The sequence below is a fragment of the Methylobacterium goesingense genome (assembly GCF_022179225.1).
Classification (GTDB): domain Bacteria; phylum Pseudomonadota; class Alphaproteobacteria; order Rhizobiales; family Beijerinckiaceae; genus Methylobacterium; species Methylobacterium goesingense.
The window spans coordinates 1-3,897 of record NZ_BPQL01000246.1 but is presented as its reverse complement, the minus strand read 5'-3'; the positions used below and the strand labels follow the sequence as shown (position 1 = coordinate 3,897).

3 protein-coding genes and 1 pseudogene are annotated in these 3,897 nt (G+C 71.1%); all 4 read left to right on the top strand.

Going from position 1 to position 3,897, the window contains the following annotated elements:
• A pseudogene (locus MFF30_RS25635) lies at window positions 1–230 on the top strand (TonB-dependent receptor); the annotation flags it as partial.
• Window positions 230–973, top strand: coding sequence for an ABC transporter ATP-binding protein (locus tag MFF30_RS25630; RefSeq protein ID WP_238283071.1), 744 nt, complete (start codon window positions 230–232; stop codon window positions 971–973). The pseudogene MFF30_RS25635 and the gene MFF30_RS25630, both read left to right, overlap by 1 nt.
• Window positions 970–2,364 (top strand): DUF3526 domain-containing protein, encoded by a 1,395-nt coding sequence (locus MFF30_RS25625; protein ID WP_238283070.1) that lies wholly within the window; start codon window positions 970–972, stop codon window positions 2,362–2,364. Before MFF30_RS25630 ends, MFF30_RS25625 begins: the two co-directional genes overlap by 4 nt.
• Window positions 2,361–3,848, top strand: a complete 1,488-nt coding sequence (locus MFF30_RS25620) for an ABC transporter permease subunit (RefSeq protein WP_238283069.1) — start codon at window positions 2,361–2,363, stop codon at window positions 3,846–3,848. The genes MFF30_RS25625 and MFF30_RS25620 overlap by 4 nt, the downstream gene beginning before the upstream one ends.
• The last annotated feature ends 49 nt before the right edge of the window (window positions 3,849–3,897 follow it).

The window sequence follows — 3,897 nt, the reverse complement described above, 5'->3', positions numbered from 1 at the left end:
GCGTGCGCGGCGTCGGCGAACGCGCCGGAGACGCGGCGGGCTCCGGCTTCGTGCTCCCGGCCTACATCGCGGTCGATGCCCTCGCCTACTATCGCTACGAGAACCTGCGCTTCGGCCTCAACATCGAGAACATCTTCGACGCGACATACTACGAGAGCTCGAACAACGCCTTCCGGGTCTATCCCGGCGCGCCCCGGCGCTTCACCGGCACGATCTCGGTGCGGTTCTGATGGCTGACGTCACGACCCATGCGGCTGACTTCGTCCTGGAGATCCAGGGGGCGGGCAAGCGCTTCGGCGTACGCCGAGCCCTCGATGGCCTCGACCTGTCGCTCCGCCCCGGCGAGGTGTTCGCCCTGCTCGGACCGAACGGTGCCGGCAAGACCACCACGGTCAACCTGATCCTCGGCTTCCTGAAGGCGGATGCCGGGACGGTCCGGGTCTGCGGAATCGATGCCGGCGCGGACCCGGTCGGTGCCCGCCGGCACGTGGCCTACATCCCCGAACAGGTGGCGCTCTATCCCGGCCTCTCCGGGGTGGAGAACCTGCGCTATTTCACGACCTTGGCCGGCCTCCACCTGGGCAAGGCGACCGCCCGCACGCTCCTGGCCGAGGCCGGTCTCGCCGAGACTGCCCACGCGCGTCCCGCCGGCTCCTATTCCAAGGGCATGCGCCAGAAGGTCGGCATCGCGGTGGCGCTCGCGCGCCGTGCCCGGCTCCTCCTCCTCGACGAGCCCACCTCCGGCCTCGATCCGAGCGCAGCCGCGGATTTCTCGACCACGGTCCGGGCGGCGGCAACGCGCGGCACCGCCATCCTGATGGCGACCCACGACCTCTACCGGGTGCGCGAGATGGCCAGTCGAGTCGGGGTCCTGAGCCGTGGCCGCATCGTCGAGGAGATCGACCCCAGAACTCTCGACCACGTCGGCCTGGAGCGGCTCTACATCGAACGGCTGGCGGGGAGCGCGGCGTGAGGCGCCTCTCGGCCGAACTCGCGCGCACCGCCCGCGATGCGCGCCTTCGCTGGATCGGTGCCGTCCTCGTCCTGCTCCTCACGGTGGCGGGCCTCGGCGCCTGGCGGGATTCCGCGCGCTACGCCGGCGAGGTCGCTCAGGTCGCGGCCGCCGAGCGCGCGCGCTGGCTCGGCCAGGATGCCAAGAACCCGCATTCGGCCGACCATTTCGGCCTTTGGGTGTTCCGTCCCTCCGCGCCGCTTGCCGTCCTCGATCCCGGTACCGAGCCCTATACGGGCCGGATGGTACGGGTCGAGGCACACGTCTTCAACGACGCGGTCTACCGCGCCATCCAGGATGCCGGACCGCTCGCGAGGTTCGGCTTCGGAAGCGTCGCCGACATCGTCCAGCTCGTGGTGCCGCTCGCCGCCATCCTGCTGGGCTTCTCCGCCTTCGCGGCCGACCGCGAGCGTGGCACGCTGCGTCTCGCGCTCGGGAACGGCGTTCCGCCGGGCCAACTCTTCGCGAGCCGGTTCGCGGCCCTTTTCGCCGCGCTCGCCGTCGTGGCGGGCCTGCCCCTCTTCGGGATCGGCGCGCTCGCGGTGATGAGCCAGGACCATGCGGGCTGGCAGGTCGTTCCGCGACTGCTGACCTGGGTCGCGGCACAACTCGCCTACACCGCCGTGTTCCTGCTGCTCGCGATGCTCGTCTCGCTGGTCGCCCGCACGGCACGCGGCGCGCTTGCGGCCGCGCTCGCGGTCTGGGCCCTCCTCTGCGTCGCGGCTCCCCGCCTCGCGGTCGTCGGCGTCGACGCCGTCGTGCCCGCCCTGTCCTACCGGGAGGTCCGGGCGCGGATCGAGGCCGGTTTTCGGAGCCATCGCACCGCCGAGGCGAACGATGCCCGTACCCGCTCGGTGCTGGCCCGCTACGGCGTCGGCGACCCCGGCGAACTGCCCGTGGACCTCCGCGGGCTGATGATGTCCGAGAACGAGGCGCACAACTTTGCGGTCTACGACCGCGAACTCGGCGCGTTCTTCGACAGCATCGCGACTCAGGACAGGGCCTTGGCCTGGGCCGGCCTCCTGTCGCCGCGGGTCGCCCTCCAGGCCCTCTCGCAAACGCTGGCCGGCACCGATTTCGCCCAGCACGCCCACTTCGTCTGGACGGCGGAGGCCTACCGGCGCGGGATTTCGGAACGCATGAACGCCGAGATCCGCGACCATCCTCAGCGCGGTGGGACGACCCTCGTCGCCGGGCGGGATCTCTGGGAAGAGATCCCGCCCTTTGTCCTCCAACCCTTGCCTTTCGCGCGCGCGCTGGCCGACGCAGGCGTTCCGGCCCTCATCCTTGCCCTCTGGCTCGGTCTGCCGGCGCTCCTGTGCCGCCCCCTAGTCCGGAGGTTGAAGCCGTGAAGACCGTACGGTTCGCCCTCCTCCTTGGCGCCGAGTTGCGCTTGGTCCTGCGCGAGCGCCTGACCTGGGCGGTCCTTGCCGCCCTCGTCGTGTCTCTCTGCCTGGCGGCGTGGACGGGCGCCGGGCGCGTCGCCATGGAGCGGGCTGCCCTGGCGGAGGCCGCCGCCGATACCGACCGGGTCGTGCGGGACGCCAGGGCCGCCCACGAGCGCTACGCCAAGCCTTCGCCGATCAAGGTGAACTACTGGCAGGACCCGACCGACGCCTTCGGCTACATGACCTACTTCATGGCCGCCTACGCCGTGAAGCCGCCGACGCCACTCGCTGTGTTCGCGGCCGGTCAATCCGACGTGCAGCCCGCGATCATGCGGGCCAGCTTCGGCTTCAGCACGGTCTTCGACGACACCGCCTACGAGCCCGGCTCGACGGCCCGGCTCAGGCTCGGCCCATTCGATCTCGCCTTCGTGCTGGTCTACCTCGTGCCGCTCGTGGTCATTGCGCTTGCCGGCACGCGGCTCTCGTCCGAGCACGACAGCGGCATCCTGCGCATGATCGCCTCGCAGCCCGTCGGGCCGCGTCGCGTGGCGAGCGCGAAGTTCGGGGCCGTGGCCCTGATCGCCATCGTGGCCACGCTCGGCGGAACGGCGTTGGCGCTCGTCGTCTCGGGCGGTCTCGGAGCGGTCGACGGATGGGAGGACGCGCTGGCGCTGCTCGCGGCGGCGCTCTCCGCCTACGTCGCCTTCTGGGTGGCGGCCTGCGCCCTGGTGGCGAGCCTGTGGCGCGGGGGCGTCGCCGCTCTCGCGATCCTTGTGCTGGCCTGGGCCTGCGTCACGGTCGCCCTCCCGAGCACGCTCGGCCTCGCAGTCGAGGCCCTCGCACCGACACCCTCGCGGATCGCGGCCATCGACGCGAGCCGGCGGGCGCAGGTCCGCTTCTATACCGGGGAGGAAGGCGCACGGATCACTTCGGCTTGGCTGACCGGCAAGGTTCTGGAGGTCTCGAGCCGACCGGGGCTGGCGGACGCGCCCGAGATCAAGCGCCTCGCTCGCGATGCGTTCTATGACGAAGCGCTGGCGAGCGACCGGGATGCCGCGCAGGACCATGCCCGGGCGGCGGCGGCCTGGAGCCGGAGACTGGCGATCCTGTCGCCCGCGACCGTCCTGGCACGCGCGCTGGAGGTGGCGGCAGGAACCGATGCGGAGCGACATTCCGCTTTCCTGGCGGCGGGCGCCGCTTATCGCCGGGACCTGCGTGCGTTCTTCGAGCCTCGCATTCTCGCCCAAGCCCTCGATCCGGCCCCGGTGTGTCAAGGCTGCCCCGCACGGCTCGACTTTGCCGCCTACGACGCCGTTCCGGCCTTCGTACTCTCCGTCCCGCGCGAAGCGGCCGAACACCAGGCGCTGGTGGCTCTCGGTTGCCTGATGGCGGGAACCCTGCTTCTTGCCGCCCTGGCCTATCGTCGCCTTTCGGGATGGCCTGCTTGATGCGCCTGAACCGGAACGACGGCTCCAAGGTGTGTTTCGGCGTGCAACT

What these genes read in the sequence shown, in the direction of transcription:
- MFF30_RS25630 (WP_238283071.1), top strand. Translation starts at nt 230, where the DNA reads ATGGCTGACGTCACGACCCATGCGGCTGACTTCGTCCTGGAGATCCAG.